The 18,310-nt window shown below is 62.3% G+C and carries 17 protein-coding genes and 2 pseudogenes; 10 read left to right on the forward strand and 9 right to left on the reverse strand.

Features of this window, described 5'->3' with window-relative positions; translation table 11 throughout:
- Positions 1–25 precede the first annotated feature (25 nt).
- Positions 26–766: pseudogene (locus tag ACFQ50_RS06255) on the reverse strand (L-serine ammonia-lyase, iron-sulfur-dependent, subunit alpha); the annotation flags it as partial.
- Between the two features lie 206 nt (positions 767–972).
- Between ACFQ50_RS06255 and ACFQ50_RS06260 the strand changes: the two are divergent.
- From ACFQ50_RS06260 to ACFQ50_RS06270, 3 genes are read left to right on the forward strand one after another with little or no spacing between them, the layout of a single operon-like run.
- On the forward strand, positions 973–1,563 hold the full coding sequence (locus ACFQ50_RS06260; protein WP_377994667.1) for a molybdopterin-dependent oxidoreductase: 591 nt from the start codon (positions 973–975) through the stop codon (positions 1,561–1,563).
- 10 nt (positions 1,564–1,573) lie between these two features.
- A complete protein-coding gene (locus ACFQ50_RS06265) occupies positions 1,574–2,311 on the forward strand; it encodes a ferredoxin reductase (protein WP_377994668.1) in 738 nt (245 codons plus the stop codon).
- Positions 2,308–2,640, forward strand: coding sequence for a DUF6510 family protein (locus tag ACFQ50_RS06270; protein ID WP_377994669.1), 333 nt, complete (start codon positions 2,308–2,310; stop codon positions 2,638–2,640). Before ACFQ50_RS06265 ends, ACFQ50_RS06270 begins: the two co-directional genes overlap by 4 nt.
- A gap of 965 nt (positions 2,641–3,605) precedes the next feature.
- Here the strand turns inward: ACFQ50_RS06270 and ACFQ50_RS06275 are convergent.
- On the reverse strand, positions 3,606–4,019 hold the full coding sequence (locus ACFQ50_RS06275; protein WP_377994670.1) for a VOC family protein: 414 nt from the start codon (positions 4,017–4,019) through the stop codon (positions 3,606–3,608).
- Complete coding sequence (locus ACFQ50_RS06280) at positions 4,016–4,300, reverse strand: ArsR/SmtB family transcription factor (protein ID WP_377994671.1); 285 nt, start codon at positions 4,298–4,300, stop codon at positions 4,016–4,018. Before ACFQ50_RS06280 ends, ACFQ50_RS06275 begins: the two co-directional genes overlap by 4 nt.
- A gap of 264 nt (positions 4,301–4,564) precedes the next feature.
- Between ACFQ50_RS06280 and ACFQ50_RS06285 the strand changes: the two genes are divergently transcribed.
- From ACFQ50_RS06285 to ACFQ50_RS06300, 4 genes are all read left to right on the forward strand, one after another.
- Positions 4,565–6,448, forward strand: a complete 1,884-nt coding sequence (locus ACFQ50_RS06285; RefSeq protein WP_377994672.1) for a hypothetical protein — start codon at positions 4,565–4,567, stop codon at positions 6,446–6,448.
- Positions 6,449–7,052: 604 nt separating this feature from the next.
- Positions 7,053–7,613, forward strand: coding sequence for a dihydrofolate reductase family protein (locus tag ACFQ50_RS06290; protein WP_377994673.1), 561 nt, complete (start codon positions 7,053–7,055; stop codon positions 7,611–7,613).
- Positions 7,614–7,684: 71 nt separating this feature from the next.
- Positions 7,685–8,137 (forward strand): hypothetical protein, encoded by a 453-nt coding sequence (locus ACFQ50_RS06295; protein ID WP_377994674.1) that lies wholly within the window; start codon positions 7,685–7,687, stop codon positions 8,135–8,137.
- Between the two features lie 190 nt (positions 8,138–8,327).
- Positions 8,328–9,002: a DMT family transporter gene (locus ACFQ50_RS06300; protein ID WP_377994675.1), complete on the forward strand. Its 675-nt coding sequence runs from the start codon at positions 8,328–8,330 to the stop codon at positions 9,000–9,002.
- A gap of 816 nt (positions 9,003–9,818) precedes the next feature.
- On the opposite strand, the pseudogene ACFQ50_RS06305 reads toward ACFQ50_RS06300, so the two are convergent.
- Positions 9,819–10,098: pseudogene (locus ACFQ50_RS06305) on the reverse strand (hypothetical protein); the annotation flags it as partial.
- Positions 10,099–10,564: 466 nt separating this feature from the next.
- Between ACFQ50_RS06305 and ACFQ50_RS06310 the strand changes: the two are divergent.
- A complete protein-coding gene (locus ACFQ50_RS06310) occupies positions 10,565–11,971 on the forward strand; it encodes a LytTR family transcriptional regulator DNA-binding domain-containing protein (RefSeq protein WP_377994676.1) in 1,407 nt (468 codons plus the stop codon).
- A gap of 121 nt (positions 11,972–12,092) precedes the next feature.
- On the opposite strand, the gene ACFQ50_RS06315 is transcribed toward ACFQ50_RS06310, so the two are convergent.
- The 4 genes from ACFQ50_RS06315 to ACFQ50_RS06330 form a co-directional block, all read right to left on the reverse strand.
- Complete coding sequence (locus ACFQ50_RS06315; protein WP_377994677.1) at positions 12,093–12,539, reverse strand: hypothetical protein; 447 nt, start codon at positions 12,537–12,539, stop codon at positions 12,093–12,095.
- 281 nt (positions 12,540–12,820) lie between these two features.
- Complete coding sequence (locus ACFQ50_RS06320; RefSeq protein ID WP_377994678.1) at positions 12,821–13,141, reverse strand: hypothetical protein; 321 nt, start codon at positions 13,139–13,141, stop codon at positions 12,821–12,823.
- A 177-nt stretch (positions 13,142–13,318) separates the two neighbouring features.
- Positions 13,319–13,510 (reverse strand): transposase, encoded by a 192-nt coding sequence (locus ACFQ50_RS06325; RefSeq protein WP_377994679.1) that lies wholly within the window; start codon positions 13,508–13,510, stop codon positions 13,319–13,321.
- Positions 13,511–13,754: 244 nt separating this feature from the next.
- On the reverse strand, positions 13,755–14,375 hold the full coding sequence (locus ACFQ50_RS06330; protein WP_377994680.1) for a hypothetical protein: 621 nt from the start codon (positions 14,373–14,375) through the stop codon (positions 13,755–13,757).
- A gap of 220 nt (positions 14,376–14,595) precedes the next feature.
- Between ACFQ50_RS06330 and ACFQ50_RS06335 the strand changes: the two genes are divergently transcribed.
- Complete coding sequence (locus ACFQ50_RS06335; RefSeq protein ID WP_377994681.1) at positions 14,596–14,814, forward strand: hypothetical protein; 219 nt, start codon at positions 14,596–14,598, stop codon at positions 14,812–14,814.
- A 437-nt stretch (positions 14,815–15,251) separates the two neighbouring features.
- Positions 15,252–16,496 carry a serine hydrolase domain-containing protein gene (locus tag ACFQ50_RS06340; RefSeq protein WP_377994693.1) on the forward strand — a complete coding sequence of 415 codons (1,245 nt, stop codon included), beginning with the start codon at positions 15,252–15,254 and terminating at the stop codon, positions 16,494–16,496.
- 407 nt (positions 16,497–16,903) lie between these two features.
- Here the strand turns inward: ACFQ50_RS06340 and ACFQ50_RS06345 are convergent, their stop codons facing one another.
- Positions 16,904–17,653: a dienelactone hydrolase family protein gene (locus tag ACFQ50_RS06345; RefSeq protein ID WP_377994682.1), complete on the reverse strand. Its 750-nt coding sequence runs from the start codon at positions 17,651–17,653 to the stop codon at positions 16,904–16,906.
- Positions 17,654–18,310 lie beyond the last annotated feature (657 nt).

Raw genomic sequence — 18,310 nt, forward strand, 5'->3', positions numbered from 1 at the left:
CCCTGGGCATCCGGCGAATCGGCGGGTTGCGTTCGATGCAGGGGACCTGGAGCAGCCCGCCGATCGGATCGCAGGTCAGGCCGACGTTGTGTTCCATGGTGATTTTGGCGGCGTTCTCCACCTGCGCCGGGGTGCCGCCCACGACTCTGGCCAGGCCCGCTGCGGCCATGGAGGACGCCGAGCCCACCTCGCCTTGGCAGCCGACCTCGGCCCCGGAAATGGCCGCCGGCTCGTTGTAGAGCGCCCCGACGGCACCGGCGGCGAGCAGGAACTTGACCACGACGTCGTCGCGGTCTTTCTGCGTGGCCTGGTCCATGCCGGGGCGAAGTTCAGGGCATAGTAGAGCACAACCGGGATGATCCCGGCGGCGCCGCTGGTCGGTGCGGTGACCACGCGGCCGCCGGAGGCGTTCTCCTCGTTGACCGCCAGGGCGATCAGGGTCACCCATTCCTGCCAGTACTAGGGGTCCCGGTCCTTGTCCTCCTTGAGGAGGCGTTCGTGCCAGCCGGGAGCACGACGGCGGACCTTCAGTCCGCCGGGCAGCAGCCCCTCGCGCTTCAGGCTGACCTCCACGCAGGCTTCCATCACGGAATAGATGTGCAGCAGGCCCGCCCGGATCTCCTCCTCGGACCGGGAGGCGCGCTCGTTGACCAGCATGACCTGCCCGATGGACAGGCCCCCGGGCGGCGCAGTGACCCAGCAGTTCCGTCGCAGTCCTGAACGGCAGAGGCAGTTCGGCCTTGGACTCGTCCAGCTCGTTCTGGGCCGAGGAATCCGGGTTTTAGCTAATTGGGGTGTACCTTTGCCTCGCATCGCCCGCCCACGGTTAGCTGTTCCCTTCAACCTCGCCCTGGTTTTTTGTTCGGCGTCCTGGCTGAGTCCCGTTGGTGCCTAGACCACGACCTGACGTTGGCCTATGGTTGGGGCATCAACGGTCGTTGGCCGGGTGGAGCTCCACTGCGGAGGTGCATCATGGGTATCATTTCTTCCGGTTTCCGTGGACGGCGGTCCGAGAATTCTGCCCTGCCTCCCGGGCAGCATGAGACTCAGGACTTTCCCGTGCTTACCGCCGGGCCTGCTCCGCTTGTCCCCATTGACGAATGGGAGTTTTTCATCGCCGCGGAGAATGGCCGGCGGCTCTCCTGGTCCTGGAGCGAGTTCATGGCCTTGCCGCAGGAGGAAATCACCAAGGACATTCACTGTGTGACCAGTTGGTCAAAACTGGGAACAGTGTGGCGTGGAGTTTCATTGGACACGCTCTTTGAAAACATCGAAACGGCCAGCGATTTCGCCACTGCGCATTCCTTCGGCGGTTACACCACCAATGTTCCTCTGTGGGATCTCTTGGGCGGCAAGGCGTGGGTTGTGTGGGAGTTCGGGGGCGAACCGCTTGCGCGGGCCCATGGCGGGCCGGCGCGGCTTTTGGTACCACATTTGTATTTCTGGAAAAGCGCTAAATGGATTCACGGTTTGGAACTGACAGGGGAAGATGTTCCCGGTTTCTGGGAATCGAATGGCTACCATCTTCACGGTAATCCGTGGCGCGAGGAGCGGTATTCGTGAGGCCGGTGCCGTGAGCACCGTATGGCGTGTCGCTGAGGTGGTCGGCGGGTCCCTGGAAAACGCCACGGCCCGGACCATTAGGCTGCGCGTGGATGGCTTGATGGGACATCTGGCCGGCCAGCACATTGACGTCCGCCTCACCGCCGACGACGGGTACACCGCGATCCGTTCGTACTCGGTGGCATCCGCCAGCGCGGATGAGCATCTGGAAATCACCGTCGACGAGCTGCCCGACGGCGAAGTGTCGCCTTACCTTGTCCGGGACCTGGCCGTCGGGGACCGGATGGAAATCCGCGGGCCGGTGGGCGGCTGGTTTGTCTGGCGGCCCAGCAACGGTAACCGGGTGCAGCTGATCGGGGGAGGGTCAGGTGTGGTGCCGCTGATGTCGATGATCCGCGCCCATCAGGCTTCCAGCAATGTGTCGCCTTTCAGGCTGCTCTATTCCCTCAAGTCCCCCGAGACGTCGCTTTACCGCGACGAGCTGTATCAATTGGATCAGGAATCAGCCACGCTGATGGTTGACTACGTCTATACGCGTTCGACGCCGGAGGGCTGGCCGGTCGCGCCGGCGCGCCTTACGGCGGACGCCCTTTTGGGCAAGATCTTCCCGGCTGAGGAGAATCCGGACGTATTTGTGTGCGGCCAAACGGTTTTCGTGGAGACCGTTGCGGACTGGCTGGTGATGGCGGGCTACTCGCCGGAGTCGATAAAGACCGAACGGTTTGGCGGGACGGGAGGTATCCGGTGAACGGCGCCGACGATTTCGTAGTCCCCGACTCCGAGGACCAGGACCTTGCAACATCAGCCCATGACCCGATCGCGCATGTGGACGGGAACGCCACGGCCGGGGCCCTGTCCGAAGTGTTCCGGATCGACATCATCGCTGCGCTCGGGCGCTGCAGGCACTGCGGCTCAGTCAGGGCTTTCGGCGAGGCCATGGTCTTCACCGACGCTCCCGGGATCGTGGTGCGCTGCCGCGACTGCAAGGGCGTGCTGCTGAGGCTGGTGGAAACCCCAACCCAGTATTGGCTGGATTTGAGCGGCCTCAGTTACCTGGAGATCGACCGCGAGGAGTAGGCAACAGGAACTCTTGGTCTCGCCCGAGTCACGGCTCCTCCTCCTCCTTCGCGCCTCGGGAACGCCGACACGCGTGATTCCATCGAACTCGGAGTTAAGATTTCGGTCAGCAGGGGAGCGATTCCCGCCGGGCCTGGCTTGGGGCAGGTACTGGCCGCCCTTCCCGGCTGATTCAGTAGTCGCCGGCAACTACAGATTTGGGAAATTGACTGGCGCCCCGAAGCGCCGGCCCAGGGGCCGCTCCCACGGAAGGGCCCTCTTCCGTCCCGGATAGCCGCCAGGCTGCTTCGCCTGGCGCTGCCCTGTGCGCTGGCGTTACGGGGCTTTTTGCTGTCGGGCCGATTGCTTCGCCTACGTCAACACTGGAAATGGCGACGTTTTCGGAGGAATCGCAGAGCGGGGAACGTTAGACGTGGTGCATGAACGCCGTTCCGACCCGATGGCGCAACGGTGTCGGGATGCGACCACTATCCCAGACCGCCACTGGTGTAAGTGGCGCCAGCCCATCGCAGCAATTCAAGGGACTGGGGCAGTTCGATGCTTCGGCTGTCATGGGCTCGTCGACGGCTTTTGGCTCAAGAGGTGCATCGATGTGACCTTCGACGAGGATGACGCAGAGGCGGCCCGGTGTGCAGTGCGTCCCTTTACGGGCGGACAGTCTGTCGGGCTTCTTCTGGACGTCTCCGGGACCACCTATATTCACCCAGCTGCCATCCAGGATCACGGCACGGTGGTTCCTGCCGCCGTTCGGCCATCCTGGGCCGAACACCAGCGGACAGGTCCTCGCACACCGTATCCTCCGACTGCAGCTTCCCTGCCCGGGCAGGTACTTCACCGAAGAGCTCGAAGCCGTTCAGTGGCTGGAGAAGGTCATCATGTTGGGGTTATTCCGCAACGACCGAAGATGTCTTTCGTCTGCGGGTGGAAAAGCGACGGGAGCCAAACTGGAGGTCGGTCCCGAACTCTTAGCGGGCGTCGGGGTGGTTTTCGTCTGACTTCATTTCTATGAGCTGGATGAGATTGCCGCAGGTGTCGTCGAAGACTGCCACGACAGCGGTGCCGACGTCAGTCGGCGGCTGGGTAAACACCACGCCCCTGCTGGTCAGCCGGGCGTGCTCGGCCTCGATGTCCTCCACCGCGAATTGCGCGAGGGGAATGCCGTCTTCGGCAAGGGCATCCCGATAGGGCTTCACTGCGGGGTGGCCCGAGGGTTCCAGCAGCAGCTCGGGACCGTCAGGCGACTCGGGCGACACAACGGTAAGCCAAAAGTCATCGCCGAGGGGGATGTCATGGCGCTTGGTGAAGCCGAGCACGTCGGTGTAGAAGGCGAGGGCCGCCCGCTGGTCGTCGACGAACAGGCTCGTCAGGGCAATTTTCATTGTTCGGTCCTCTTTCTGGTGGGCCATCGATCGGTGACCTGGGCGAGTGGCTCGGGGTTGAAGTAGTGGAACTTGGCACGTCCGTGGCGCTCCGTCACGATGAGACCGGCAGACTCGAGCACGCCGAGGTGCTGCGAGACCGCCTGACGCGTAAGGCTTAGACCATGCCGCATCGTGAGCAGGGAACAAATCTCGAACAGGGTCTGGCCGTCACGTGCTGACAGTTCGTCGAGAACAAGGCGTCTCGTCTCATCGTCAAGAGCCCGGAACACATCAGCCATGGACATACTTTAGGCAAGTAGCAGCTTGCATATCAAGTGTCCGAGCCCTCACCGATGCCGCGAACGGTGCTTTGCCGCGAACGGTGCTTTATCCCGGCAGTTCTGGCTCTGCCTAACGAATAGGGCTTTTGGCGGGAAAGATCCGCCGTGGTCAGGGCGTCCCATGGCCCGCGCCAAGAATCTCGTCGAAGCCAGTCGCCGCTCTCGACGCCGTGCCTCACAGTATGTAGGGTGGCTGCCCGAGACTGAAGGAAAGCACACAACGTGGAACTGCGATTCGCAAACGATCCCCATCGGATGAACTGGCTTCGCCCGGACTACCCCTACGCAAAAGTGTCCCTTCCTGAGCCGTTTGAGAACCCGGGCGGTGCCCCTAAGCTGGATGCGCAGGTGAGCACGACGTTCGTTGGCGACGAACTGAGGACCGAGATAACCCTCACGAACCTCAGCGACCGCCCGTTCTTCACCAGGGTCGATGACATAGGGATCTCCCTGCCGCTCGAAGACCGCTACGACGACCCTCAAGCGATAGGAACCCGGCGCTGCAACGCCCAGGTCTTTTGCGGCGGCTCATCAAGTTTCGTTCTTGCACTGCGGATGGGTGGTGAGGCTCCCCATCTGGGGCTCGTCCTCACCGAGGGCAGCCTGTCGGCTTACAGCATCGAGCGGGACGCCACTAGGGAGAGCAACGATCGTGGCTGCTTCATCCTGCATCCATCGCCGCTTGTCCTGGAGCCCGGAGAGCAGACCAGGGTTTCGTGGTCGATTTTTCCCTGCCTGGACAAAAAGGACTTTTTTGTCCAGGCAGGACGGCGCAGCCGCTTCGTTCGGGCCGAGTGGGACCGGCATGTCCTCTTCGTCGGAGAAACAGCCCGGCTTCGTATCGAAGCATCCTTTCCGCCGTCCCAGGTGACGGTCAACGGCGTTCCGGCCCAACGGGAGCCGGATGGCAGTTTCACTGTTGAGTTCGACGTGAACGAGCCGGGCGAACGGGAAATGGTGGTGCGCGCCGGCGACCGGACAGTCCACACGCGGATTCTGGTAAAGGACCGTTTCGATGACGTTCTGGAGCGCCGTTGTGACTTCATAGCCAGGCATCAGCAGTACGACGGATCGATCGACAACCTCCGCGGCGCCTTCCTCACGTACGACAACGAGGAAGACCACCGGTACTACAACCACGTCAACGACTACAACGGCGGCCGCGAGAGGGTGGGCATGGGTATCTTGTTGGCCCAGTACCTCTGCGCAGTGAGGGACGGGATCATCGAGGTGACTGACCGTCTCGTCCCTTTGCTGGTGCGCGAAAGCCTCGACAAATACGCCGCGTATGTCCGGCGCGAACTAATTGACGAGGAGTCCGGAACCTCCTTTAACGACATGGGCCGTGACGGCAGCTACAAGCGTCTCTACAACGCGCCTTGGTATGCCTCATTCTTCCTGGAACTGCACCGGCTCGACGGCAACCCGGAAGACGTCGTCGTCGCCTACCGGATCATCGCAAGATTCTACGAAGAGGGCGGCGGCCGGTTCTATCCCATCGAACACCCCATCTCTGCCCTGATGAATGCTCTCGAGGCACTTGGTCTTCCCAGCGAACTGGCGGCGGCCCGTGAAAACTTCGTCAGACATGCGGATGCCATCGCCACAGTTGGCACCCTCTATCCGCCCAGTGAGGTGAATTATGAGCAAAGCATCGTAGCTCCCGCCGCGGACATCCTGCTCCAGGTCTACCTGCTGACCGGCGAAGAAAAGTTCCTCAAGGCAGCCCGCGAGCAGATAAAAATTCTCGATCAGTTCAATGGCGTGCAGCCGGACTACCATCTGCGCGAGGTTGCGGTGCGCCACTGGGACGGGCACTGGTTCGGCAAGCGGCGGACCTATGGCGACACCTTCCCACATTATTGGAGTGCCTTGACTGGGAACGTGTTCTCGGCTTATGCCGCAATCGCCAACGACCCGGAGTACGCACGCCGCGCCGACGCATCGCTTCGCGGTGTACTGCCGCTAATCTTCGACGACGGACGTGCGGCCTGTGCCTACGTGTACCCGCTGCTCATCAACGGACAGAGAGCGCAGTACTTTGACCCCTACGCCAACGACCAGGACTGGGCGTTAGTCTTCACCCTCCGCTCGCTGCACAGGTAAGCCGAACCCGCGTCCAGTCACGCGCGGCGTCGTGCCGCATGGGAAGCACCAGCATCGCGCTCCTGGCAAATGGTGTCCCCAGAGCACAGGAAAGCCCGGGCGCTAGGGGGTAGACGGCTCGTTCCAGGACCACACACTGCCTGCTGACCACCGCCAGCGACTGTGCACACTACCGAGCACCGTTTGCCTTCTGCGCGGCCAGCTCGCCGGTTCCTGTCGCGCATTTGCGCGGCGTTCCCTGGCGGGGCAGGTCACGGCTAGTGGTTCCCGAACCAGGAAGTTCGGGGCCTGCTGATTTTTCAGCCACACGCACCCTGTGCCATTGCGGTTCCCGTTTTGGTGTCTACCCCGATATCGCAGATGTAGTCGTTGCCGGCGGGGGCGGCGTAGTTTGTCCGTGTTGCAGTGTGTCCGACCCGCCGTGTCTTTGTGGGGTCGATGTCCCGTCGGCTCACCGGAATCACCATAATGTAGCTGAAGAGTTCCGGCGCGCACCACGGCGGTGATAATTAGGTGGCATCGGACTTCAATGAAGAATGGCGCGGACTATCGTCTGAGCATGGTCCGGTGAGACGCGCCGCGCGCATCGAGGGAGAGCAACGAGATGAGACCACTTCGATATTCCATCAACGTCACGCTCGACGGCTGCTGCCATCACGAGGCAGGCCTTCCTCCGGACGAGGAATCGATGGACTATTGGACCGCGGAGATGGCGCGAGCGGATGCACTGTTATTCGGCCGTACGACCTACGCGATGATGGAGTCGGCGTGGCGGAAGCCGGCCACGGGTAAATGGCCTGACTGGATGGATGAGTGGGAGATCCCGTTCGCTGAGACCATCGACCAAGCGAAGAAGTTCGTCGTGTCGAGCACGCTGAGCCAGGTCGATTGGAACGCCGAGCTGGTGAAAGGAGAGCTGGGTCCAGCGGTTGAACGGCTCAAGCAAGCGCCAGGCGAAGGGCTCTTCGTGGGTGGAGTGACGCTCCCGCTGGCGTTGGCAGATCTGGGACTGATCGACGAGTACGTCTTCCTTGTGCAGCCTGTCCTCGCCGGACACGGGCCTTCGTTGCTCAACGGTTTGCGCGAGCACATTCGGCTCCAGCTCGTGGATCGCCATGACTTCCGGTCGGGGGTGGTCGCCCTACGATTCCGGCCCCTGCAGTGACGGCTCGACCAGAGTTGCCCTGACACACCATCAGCTCTTCGCTGTCGCGGCCGCTGCTCGCAAAAGTTGCCGTGGAGCTTGCGGAAAAGACGGGCGCACGGATGCTTCTGCGCACGGCTAACCGGTCGCAAAACTCTCTCCGACGGCTGAACGGGGCGATCAGCGCCCTGAAGTTCGGGGGCCATTACGGAAGTCCGTACGACCTCAATCCGGTCGACCGCTTAACGAAAATTGAGCACCTCGACGAGGCTGGCCTCACCAGGATGGCTCAGCGCGTCGCCAGCGGTGACTCCAACCTGTGGTGCCGGGAATACGAATCCGGGGTCTCGGACGACCCCGAAAACCACGTCATGGAACAGGACTTGTACCAGTGGACGGCCGACACCGGCAGCTACCCCGAAGAGCAGATAGCCATCGGCTTTGAGAACGGACTCCCCGTGACCGTGGACGGCCGCACTATGGACCTTGGTGCGGTCATTACGAGCTCAATCATCGCGTGGGGAAATTCGGCTCGGACGCTATAGCGGCCTGGAGCATCTCGACCGCGGCGAAAAGGTCCTCGCGGTACGAGAGATGCCGGCGGCCTGGATCCTCCCAGGAACGATGCGGCATCTGGAAACGGCCTGCCTCAGTGAACGGCTCATCCGGGAAAAGATGGATTCATGCTCCGGATGCCCTGTACCTTCGTGACCGCGAAGCCTGGGGGCTGAATCCGTGCGCACCGAAAAGGGAGTCGTGATGCGCTATCGGCTGCAAAAGACCGAGGCAGCGATCGGCTGCATTCTTGGCGTGCTGCTGTCGACCGTCTTTACCTTCGAGACCTTCGGCATTGCCGCGACCAGTGCGACCAACGCCGGGCTGATCATCAGCCTGACCATCGTGATGACCCCCGTCCTGGAAATCGTCGTCGGCAGGCGGAAGCTCAGCAGGCTGTTCTATCTGGCCGCGGTGATCGCTGGGGCTTGGGTCTACTTCCTCGCCACAGGCGGTGCAGCAGCATCGTTCGGGTCTGGCGATCTGTTGATCTTGCTGGCCGCCGTGGCACGGGCGGTCCACGTGACAGGGCTGCACCGGCTCTCGGCAGGACGAAGCATCGATTCGCTAAACCTGACCTTCGTCCAGATGACCGTTTTCCCGTTCCTTATTCAGATGTGGGCGGTTCGCAAGACTTCCCCGACCAGAGTGAGTCTCTTGCTCGGCACGGAACCGGTCTGGGCTGCAGTCATCGGTGTAGCACTGGCCGGCGACGTCCTGGGCCCAATTGGAATCTTCGGTGTTGTGCAGGTGCTGGTTGGCACCACGTGGGGGCAGCTCCTGGAACTAAAGACCCTGCCTGCTGCCCCGGTTACCACCCGTGAACCTGAAGAAACCCGCACACCGACGGCATAGTCGAAAACGATCCTCAACGGGAATCTGAACCCGTAGAGAAGCAGCCGGTCCGGACTCTCACCGGACCGGCTGCTCCCTCTTTACTGGCCAGGCGCAATTGACTCCCTTGTGGCGATCAGCTGCAAGTTCCCGGGGTGTGGCGCCACCTGACAGGAGTGGACGGCGAATGGGCCGCGATCGCTCCGGCCGTGAGCCTGCTGATCCGAACCGTTGCCATGGCATCCATGGTGTTTCTCATGATCAGCCCTCCCCGCCAGACAACACCCGGCGTGTCAGCCAACAGTGGATCACACCGTTACTCAGACAGTCCCGGTTTTGTGGTGGTGGGGAACATGACTTAGATCTCATGTTGAGCGGTGAGTTCAGGCGGGTGAGCGGTGTGGTGGGGTGGTCGGGCGGTGGTGGCTGGAAGTCGGGTCGGGGTGGGCATACGGTTGTCTCTCAACCGGCTCGGACGAGCGAGCTGTTGCGCAAGGGGAGTTCGAGCAGTTCACTACCAAGCGAGAAAGATAGAGCGAGAAAGAGAGCGAGATGACACGAGAAGAAGCCTACGCCTGCTGCCCCTCAGATTCGTACGTGGAATTTTATGGCGGCCGATGGCTCGTAGTCCCGTTGGCGCCCGTCCGGCAGCCCGCCTTCTTCGTGTGTCTTCCCGACAACGGCCGGGTCACCCGCCACTAACGTTTTAGTCGACGAACCGCGTGCCGGTCGGGTCGGTACAGGTCTCACATCGTCTTGGACTGGCAGTCGGTAACAGCGGGATTCGAACATCCCGGTGTTCGCCAAAGTAGTGTTTCAACGGTTTGATCGCTCGGGTCAGTGAAAGGGCTCGATGGCGTCCGCGCCGTCTTGGACTACTGAGTTAGAAATTCCATTGGCCGCCCGCTGGACCGGCTCGGCTGCCCCTTCCGGGGTAAGCGTATTTTTGCGTCCGCGGTAGGCGCCGCGCTGCTTAGCCAAGGCGATGCCTCCCGCTGGCGTTCCCTGATCGAGCGTCCAAATTCCGCGAAGGCCCCATGACCGAGAGCATGAGGTTGGCCGTGGAGGAATCCTCCCCAGTGAAGAGCGGGTGCTCCTTGACGAACGCCATGCGCACCCAGTAAGCCACCGCTCACTTTGCCCACAACTGGCCCGATACGTCGGATCGGCGAACCGCCGTTCCGCAGTCGCCGTCATCCATTGCAAAGGGACGCTTTCATTCCCTCCCGCGGCCAGTCCAGTCTGACTGCCGTGGCCTGGTCACAGAGCTGACTCGGTGAGGATTGCGGTAGCGTTCTGTCCGTTGCGGGGAAGTTTTCCGCTCCCCAAACCGGCAGCCAATGGGTTGACCATCCACTGAGTAGCGGCACCGGTCACATGATGCTGATAGGAAATGCGCCTTAGGGGCGGGTGGTAGCCACAAGTGAGCACGACGGTGAAATACAAGCCGGACGCTGAAATGTCCATTCTCCACAACCTGAACGCCAAGGTGAGCCACCATCCTTCAGTGTCAACCGGTCTTCCACACTGAGGGGGCCTATCACAACGGCGTATAATTTGACTGAACCCTAAGGCGGTGCATAATGCCCGATGAGAACCGGTTGCAGCGGATATCCCGAGAGTCAAACAAGGCCGAGGTTCACGGTGCGTGGGAGCGTTTCGTCCGGGGTGAGGATGATGTGCATGGTGTGCGGCCGGAAGTGGCGATCTCCTGGCAGCGTTCCCGGGACCAGTACCACATCGATCCGTTTCTGACCGAGGTGCCTGGTGCGCCGGACTCCCAGGCAGGTTACTCCCTCGACCAAGATGTCGTGTTCGCGGAGTTGGGTTTTTGTGCCGCGGCCATGGCAAACGGTGTGGCGGACGCCGGGGGTGTCGTGACCATCGCCGATGCTGGCGGCAGGATCCTGACCTCCTGGGGCGATAGGTACACCCGTTCGGTCGCCAACGCGGGCGGTCTTGCCCCGTGGTTCAGCTGGTCCGAGAGCGCGGTGGGTACGAATAGCATGGGTACAGCTCTGGTGGCCTGCCGCGCGGTGATGATCAGGCAGACGGAGCATTGGGCCCAGGCTTTTCACGACTGGTCCTGCGCGGCGGTGGCGGTGCGCGACGTTGTGAGCAAGGAGCCGGTTGCCGTTCTGAATATTTCGGTTTGGCGCAGTGAGCTGCCCTCGACAACGCGGCAATGGCTGGAGAGGGCCGGATCCCGCGCGCAGAGCAGTTTGCGCTGGCGCGCCCATGACAGCGGCGCCGAGCTGCTCGCCGTCTACACGCACGCCCGCGGCCGGTCGAGGCAGCCGCTCGCCGCCGTCGACACGGCAGGTGCGGTAGTGATCGCCGACGATACGGCAAGCGTCATCCTCGGCGTCCCCAGCAACACGCCTGCGGTTGATGCGGTGGGCCGCTGGATTCCCCAGCTCCCGGCACTCATCCACGCGGCCCGCTATGCCACCACACGGGCGAGAACAGACCATGCGTGGACCGGATCGACGCAAATCTTCACCCAGCTCGCTGACGAACCGTCATCGGTCGAGTTCCGCCCCGTCTTCTGTCGCGGCGAGCTGATCGGACACCTGATTTCTTTCGGTGCTGTCGCCGGCGAACAGTTCCCGCAGGCAGAAGCAGGCGGGTTATTGTTGGGGCAACCCCCGCGCCGGATTGTTGCGTTGCGTGCGGAGAACCGGATGGTGATGCTGCAGGCCTCGGAGGTCACGGTGGCCGAGGCGGATGGTAGCGGTGTGTGGTTGCACACGGATAATGGCAGGCTGCAGGCTGCGGTGTCCGGGCTGGACAAACTCGAAGCCGACCTTGCCGGTACCGGCAGTTTCCTGCGGGTCCACCGTCAGTATCTGGTCAACCTGAGCCGTGTCCGGGAGGTCGAGCGTCGGGAAAAGGGCGAACTGGTCCTGGTCATGGACGATCCAACGAACACGATGGTCCCGGTTTCTCGGCGGAACGTCCGCCCGGTACGTGATGCGCTGAGCATCTGAGGTTAGAGCCAGTGGGAAGGGACGTCGATTGCGTGCGCAGTACGGAGACGGGCATCTCACCGGCTTTTGCCCGACAGCGTGGGCACGAATTACGCATGGCCGCCTGAAAATTCTCCTCGATTTACGCCCGCTCCTTGAAGTAACCAACGTGCGGTGGATCCAAGACGAGTTCCGTGATCACTGACGAGTAAGCTACCGTCTCTGCCGTGTGGTTATCGGCAGCAATCTTGGCCAAGAAGGTCAACTGCTTCGGCGAAAGAAGCTTACCTTCCAGAAGCCAAGTCTGTTCCTGATCTGGGAACCGGATTGCGAGCGGGGTATCAGTCGCAATGATTGTTGAGGCACGCGAGATGGCCGCTCGGAGGGCAGTAACTTCCTCGCGCATTCGTTGAAGATCGTGAAAGTTCGTAGAGAAATTGAGCATCGGCGTGCACGTCGCCATCGAGTTCAGATTGAATGCCAGCAAGCGTTCCAGATGGCCGAGAGTCTCAACTAGACCCGGCAGTGTCTTCGGATCATGTCGCAGACCGTCGCGTCGCTTTGGTTGGCTGCCTTCGTCCTCCGTCAACGACTCATGATTGACGCGGGTCCGTCAGTCATCGAGAAACGTTCGTTTTACATGAAATCTCGGTGGATCACGAGATCGAACGGATCGCCGGTACGCTCAGTGTTCGTACTCCCGCTTGATGGAAGCGAAGCCTTACATCGTGGCTTGACTGGTCGATGAAACGCTTACTAAGTGGATGAGAAGATGCCCGCACCAGTTCGAGGAACCAGGGGGAGCGACGGATGTTGGCGATGAGCCGATCTATCGGCTACGCACGTACTCGCCATCTGGGCGCGTGACGATTATCGGTGACCGATCTGATCGGAGGGCTGCGGGGTGACAGCGATGATGCCGCGGTCGCGGAGGTGGGTCCGGCTCGCCTTGGATGAGTAGGCCTTGCCACCGCGCCGGCCCGGGCGTGTGCGTGTCCTGCCCGGACCGGCGCGGTTGATCTTCAACTGGTCCATCCGGCGGGTGAACACCGGCGCGTCTCCGCCCTGCTCGGCGGCGACCAGCAGCACCAGCGGCCTGCCTTTGCCATCGACCAGGGCGTGGCTCTTGGAGCTCAGTCCGCCGCGGAAACGGCCAATCGCATGGTCGTCTGGTTCATCTAACAGATTCATGTAATTAGACGGGGCCCCTGTGGTGCCGGGACGGTTGGTGCCGTGTTGGTGGGCGCGGTTCACTGTCGAGTCCACGGAGATCGACCAATCCACTTCGCCCCGGGCGTCAGCTTCCGTGAGCAGTCCGGCCAGCATTTTGTCCCAGGTGCCGTCGCCGCTGTAGCGGCGGTACCGCTTTCAGATGGTCTGCCACGGACCGAACTCGGCCGGCACATCGCGCCAGGCGATCCGGCTCCGATACCGGTAAATGATCCCCTCCACCCCCCGTCGGTCATCCCGGAACGGACGACCCCGACGACCATCAGAGGACGGCAGCAACGGCTGAATGCGGGCCCACTGCCCATCAGTCAAATCAGAAGTACGAGACACCCATCAAGCATCCCGACACGAGGATTTAGGAGACATGCTACTGGAGGGTCGAAAGGCGTCGACCTCGCCGCCGCCAGGATCAAAGCACCAACACGCAGTCGCCGGGTGCGTTACTTAGGCGCGTGCGCATCGGGCCGGCGCTAAAGCATGTTTCTCGCTTGGATGGTTAAAGCAAAGGGCAGGTGTTTTCCGGATTCCCGGAGATGCACCTGCCCTCTGTGACGACGTGCTAATTGCCTGGAGCCTAGGCTTTGGCTTCAGCATCCTTGGCGCGGCGGCGAACCACCGCTGCGGATGCTGCGCTGGCGGCCAGAGCGCCTGCGCCAACCAGCGACCACAGGACCAGGTTGGAATCGGCAACGCTGCTGGCCTGGCCGGTTGCGGTGCCAGCGGCGGTAACGCTGGAAACGGAAGCGAAACCGGAATTACCCTTGCCAGCGCCGACATGTTTGCCGCCGCCGTTGTTGTTGCCTCCGCCGTTGCCGGAATTCACAACCACGGCTGCCGAGCGCGTGGTGCCGGACGTGACGCCGACGGCGGTGATCATGTAGTTGCCACCGTCCGGGAAGGTAATGGTGGTCGAGAAAGCGCCTGTGCGGTCAGCGATGACGTTGAAGTTGGAGGGGGCGGGCCGCTCGCCTTCCGAATTCTTCTTGCCGCCGGTCCGCTGGAACGAAATGTTGATGGTTTCGCCGGCGATGTAGCCGCTGCCGGAGAAAGTGATGGATTCGCCGCGGGCTATGGTGCCGTCGGAAACGATGCCGTTCTCATTGCCCGGCGCCGGATAGGTGGCTGCCACGGCCGGAGCGGTGCCAGTCAGTGCGATTATTCCTGCAAGTGCAAGCGCTGCAATAGACTTCTTCATTTGTCCCCCCTTGAGACGATTTACGAAATTCGCGTGATGATGGGGATGCGGATCCCCACGCGATAATGTGCTGAAATCCCAAATGTCTGGCCAGTGACGACGGTATCACTCACAGCTTTCTCCCAGCTAAGTAAGTCCAGAGTGGTTACAAAGGGTTAACCTACTGTCTAGGTCCAATAGATTGGAGCCGCTTCAGAAGGCGCCATGCCACACTTGCCCCATGGATGAGATCACGCCGCCTGAACCGCCTGTGCCTCCCGCCCAGAAAATCCGGGAGATGATCGACTGCGCGCACCGGATGGCGGCGTCCATGGAGGCTGAAACGGGGCTGGTTCGCCGGCTGGGCAAATCATGCCCGAACCACGACCTGAACGAGATCATCGCAGGCTGGAATTTCACCGCTCTGGCCATCAGGGAAAGCTACGACGGCCGATTTTGAGCGCCGCCGGAGGGTTAGGGAGCCTGGCAGCATGCGGCTGTGGTCCGCAAAAGCTGTGGCACCCCGGGACGAACATGATGGGCCGTCTACTATTCCGAGCGCGGCCACCGGCATGAGGAACAGGTTTTCTTCAACGAAAATGACGCATGTAACCATTTGCTTCAACTCATGAGGCAAATGGCGTCTGTCCGGAAGAGAAATGTAGAAGAGGGCTCCACACAAGGCGTGGCTTTGGATACCAAGGGTTGAGTGGTGAGCGTCTGTTGCCTCATGTCATAACGTCCGGGAAGGGGTAGATCTCGCGACGCCGCTGGGGTAGGTTGAGCGCAATTATCAGAGTCGCTGTGGAGTAAACCGTGACCAGTAGCAGGCACAATCACAATTGGCATGTCCCCTCCCGCCTCCTCATCGCCCTCGGCATTGCAACAGCAGCCACGTTGGCGATCTCCGGGTGCACATCCACGCCCACGCAGGCCCCCGCATCGTCCACTGCACCGCCGACGGTGGCCGCTTCACCTACCGGCACGACGGAGGAAGGAAAGACAGGATCGGCGACTCTTGGCCGACTTGACAAAGCCAAGGTCCAGAACACTTTCCAAACTCTCGCAAAGGAGCTGCTCGTACCGGGAGCGGCCATGATGCTCCGCACCACCCAAGGCGACGTCAGCCTCACCTACGGCGTGACGAGCGCCGGAGGGTCTACATCTGTCTCACTCGATGACCACATCCGCATCGGCTCCGTCACAAAAACGTGGACCGGGACTGTCATTCTTCAGCTCGTGCAGGAAGGCAAACTGAATCTTGAGGATCCCGTTTCGAAGTACCGCTCTGACGTACCCAACGGCGACAAGATCACCATCGAACAACTCCTGACCATGCGTAGCGGAATCTACAACTACTCGGAGTCGTACGAGCTCAGCAAGGCCCTCGATATCACGCCGCAGCGGGTCTGGACGCCTGAGCAACTGTTGGGTATCGCCCTGCCGCTGCCCACTTATTTCGGCCCCGGCGAAGGCTTCCACTATTCGAATACCAATACGGTTCTGCTGGGGCTCATAGCCGAGAAACTGGATGGCAAGGGCTTCGGGCAGATCGTGCGCAATCGGATCCTGGGACCACTCGGCCTGGAACAAACATCGTTTCCGGCGTCGGACTCTTCGGTCCTTCCCAAGCCCTTCTCCCGCGGTTACATGTACATGGACAATCTCCTCACTCTGTCCACGACCAGGCTTCCAGCGGACTTGATGGCGAAGGCACAGGACGGGTCGTTGAAACCGAATGACTACACAAACGCCAACCCTTCTTGGACGTGGGCTGCCGGGCAGGGCGTCTCCACGGCGGGCGACCTCATGACCTTGGCCGAGGGCCTCACCGATGGCAAGCTGCTCAACCCGGACCTTCAAAAGAAGCGCATGGAGAGCCTTGCGCCGATCGACCCGGACAACCCAGACGCGGCGCGGTATGGCATGGCACTGGCCCAGTTCGGCCCGCTCTTCGGACACACCGGCGAACTCCCCGGCTACAACACCTTCATGGGCAGAGATCCGCAGAACAAGGTGACCTTGGTGGTGTGGACCAACCTTGCCCCGTCACCGGATGGGCGGGACCCGGCGTCCACTATCGCCAAGGCCATCATCGGGGACCTCTACGGCGCAGCGCCTTCAGGCCCAGCCACGCGGTGAACCTCAGACACGGCGACGGCCAGCGCATGGCTCCAAGAGTCGGGCGACATAGCTGTTCACGTCTATTGTCGGCGTCGACTGCATGACGCTGTTGATTTTAGCGCGCCGTCCGGAACTGAGATGACTGCTGCCTGGTTGGTCGTTCGTGACTGTTCATTGCCAGACTGGAGAGTGACTGCGTGACCGGCTGGTGGGCGCTGAAGCGCCCTTTGCGGATAGGAACCCATGCGCGCCAGGCTCTGGTGAGGCCCTGTCCATTTCGGGAGTTTACGACGGCGGCGACGAAGCTTTCGGTGAACGGGGTCAGATCATCCATGAGCATGGCGCTGCCCGCCCGCCGTGGTCTGTGGCCTGACCGGCCCCGTGATGACGAGTTGGCAGACCGGCCGCGGGCGGTCACCGGGAGCTCAGCCCTTCAGGGTCGTGTCGAGTAAGGCCCGCAGCTCCTGGAAGTGCCGCTCGGTGGCTTCGGGGTCAAAGGCGGCGGTGTCGGCCATGGTATAGCCGTGGGGCGCCCCTGCGTAGATTTCGTTGGTCGCCTCAAGCCCTGTGGCCTGTAGGGCTTCGCCGAGCCGGGCGACGGCGTCCGGAGCCATGCTGCGGTCATGGTCCGCGTGGCCGAATACGAACCGGGCCCGCGCGTCGCCAAGCTTGAGGTGCGGGCTGTCCGGTTCGGCCGTGGCCAGCCCGCCGCCGTGGAAGCCGCCGCACGCTGCCACCAGGTCCGGGTGTGAGGTTGCGGTCCGGACAGCCAGCCGGGCCCCCATGCAGTAACCGGTGGTCCCGATGGGGCCGGGAGCTACGCCCTCGAGTCCGGCCAGCGCGGACACCCAAGCAGTGATGTCCCGCAGGGCCTTGTCCGGTGTCAGTCGGCCAACCCGGGGGAAGGCAGCCTTGCCTGCAGCTTCCCTGCCTTCCTGGGTTGACATGTCCGCAGCCGGGGCCAGTTCGGCGATAGATCCATCACGGTAGAAGACGTTGGGTGCCAGCACCACGTAGCCCCAGTCGGCGATGCGCTGGGCCATCTCCTGGATTCGGGGTCGCAGACCGAAGGCGTCCATGTAGAGGATGACGCCGGGAAGTGGGCCAGTTGCGGTGGACGGGCGGGCCACCAGGGCCTCAGCGGTGCCTGCTGCGGCAGCGATTTCGATGGGCATGGGCCCACACTATCGGAGCTCAGCAGTAGCGCCGGGTCACGGTCCCACCACGACGACGAGAAAACGGGGGCGGCGCTCCTGACGACTACGCGCAGATCCGGGAGGGCCGGAGCGGAGAAATACGCTCTGGAAGAGGGAGTCCGGGACCCATTTCCAATGGTCGTAATCACGTGGGTGCCCGAGACCATAACTGTTCGGGCCCCCGGTCGCGTGGGGCAGATGGAAGTTGGGTTGGCCAGAGGGGCTGGCGCCGGCGAGCTTCCAGGCCGCTGCGCCGTTCAGGGCGTGAAGCAGTCGGGCCAAGGCCGTGGGGGCGGCCCCGAATGAGGGGAAGGTGCGAGGCCTTCGCTGCTTCCCAGCTTCCCCTCATCCGTGGCGGTAGCCGGAGCAGCCCGCACCGACCGTGAATCCCGTGTCGGACGGTAAATCAAGTTTCAGTGATGCTGACGCTGCATGCGCCTCCCGGTTGCGCTCAGTTTGAGAATCCCCGCACGCACGGCCAGGCATGTATTCGGCCGTGCCAAATGTGGCGCCCTCGAACGAGGCGTTCGTCCGCCCCATGCACTGGCGTGCGCGTGGCGGGAGTTGGCTGGGGCTCCGGAGTGTTGGGCGGCGGCCGTGGGGCGCCCGCGGAAAACCCGGCGCTTTGTGTGTCAG

Source organism: Arthrobacter sp. NPDC056493 (assembly GCF_042795115.1).
Classification (GTDB): Bacteria; Actinomycetota; Actinomycetes; order Actinomycetales; family Micrococcaceae; genus Arthrobacter.

Bases quoted from the DNA above. Each gene is read 5' to 3' on its own strand.
- ACFQ50_RS06260 (WP_377994667.1), top strand. From the start codon at position 973: ATGGGTATCATTTCTTCCGGTTTCCGTGGACGGCGGTCCGAGAATTCT.
- ACFQ50_RS06275 (WP_377994670.1), bottom strand. From the start codon at position 4,019: ATGAAAATTGCCCTGACGAGCCTGTTCGTCGACGACCAGCGGGCGGCC.
- ACFQ50_RS06280 (WP_377994671.1), bottom strand. From the start codon at position 4,300: ATGGCTGATGTGTTCCGGGCTCTTGACGATGAGACGAGACGCCTTGTT.
- ACFQ50_RS06290 (WP_377994673.1), top strand. From the start codon at position 7,053: ATGAGACCACTTCGATATTCCATCAACGTCACGCTCGACGGCTGCTGC.
- ACFQ50_RS06310 (WP_377994676.1), top strand. From the start codon at position 10,565: ATGCCCGATGAGAACCGGTTGCAGCGGATATCCCGAGAGTCAAACAAG.
- ACFQ50_RS06320 (WP_377994678.1), bottom strand. From the start codon at position 13,141: ATGAATCTGTTAGATGAACCAGACGACCATGCGATTGGCCGTTTCCGC.
- ACFQ50_RS06330 (WP_377994680.1), bottom strand. From the start codon at position 14,375: ATGAAGAAGTCTATTGCAGCGCTTGCACTTGCAGGAATAATCGCACTG.
- ACFQ50_RS06335 (WP_377994681.1), top strand. From the start codon at position 14,596: ATGGATGAGATCACGCCGCCTGAACCGCCTGTGCCTCCCGCCCAGAAA.
- ACFQ50_RS06345 (WP_377994682.1), bottom strand. From the start codon at position 17,653: ATGCCCATCGAAATCGCTGCCGCAGCAGGCACCGCTGAGGCCCTGGTG.